The 780-nt window shown below is 76.2% G+C and carries 1 protein-coding gene; it reads right to left on the reverse strand.

Translation table 11 applies throughout. The features are described 5' to 3' along the window. A partial coding sequence (locus tag CCL05_RS42205) for an RICIN domain-containing protein (RefSeq protein ID WP_143590048.1) occupies positions 1 to 780 on the reverse strand: 780 nt, incomplete at both ends.

Below are 780 nucleotides of genomic sequence, written 5' to 3' on the forward strand. Positions count from 1 at the left end.
GTGTCGGGGTGGGGCGCGGGGCCGGGGCGGCGGCGTGCCAGTTGACGGCCTCCATCTGGAGGTCCGCCTTGGAGGTGTCGATCGCCCACCGCTGGTCCTTCTCGTCCGCCCGGGTCTTGAGGACCAGGGCGCCCGAGCCGTCGGTCGCGGCCGGAGCCAGGGCGAGGTCCTGGTTCCAGCGGGGCACCAGGGCGCCCTGGAGGGTGAAGTCGTAGCGGATGTTCCTGGACTCCGGCCGGGACGCGCCCGCGCAGGGGGCCAGCCGCACGGAGTAGCCGAGGTGCGAGTCCAGGCACAGGCCGGGAGCGTCGCCGTTGCGCAGCAGGCCGTCGGTCTCGTACGTCCACTGCTGGGCGGCGGCGGAGGAGCAGGGGGTGAGCTCGGCCTCCGCGTCCTCGACGGCCTTCGCGCCCTCGACGCCGACGCACAGTCCCGAGTCCACGTTGTGCAGCCGCCCGCGCAGGGCACCCTTCTCCGCGTCGCCCGACCCGACCCAGGACGGGTCGCCCGTCGGCTCTCCCGCACCGGAGCCGGGCGCCTCGGACGGCCGTCCCGCACCGGCCTGCCGGGGGCCCTCGCCGGAGTTGCCGAGGGACCACAGGACCAGCGGGATGACGACCAGGCCGCTGACGGTCAGGATGCTCACGGTGAGGTTGCGGCGGCGGGCGATTCGGCGGCGGGCCGTACGGCGGGCCGCCTTGTGGGCGGATCTGCGGGCCGCGGTGCGGGGGCCTGCGGCACGCCGGCCGGGAGTGGTTCCACCGGCCGGCGGGACATCGG

The sequence above is a fragment of the Streptomyces africanus genome (assembly GCF_002150735.1).
GTDB lineage: Bacteria > Actinomycetota > Actinomycetes > Streptomycetales > Streptomycetaceae > Streptomyces > Streptomyces africanus.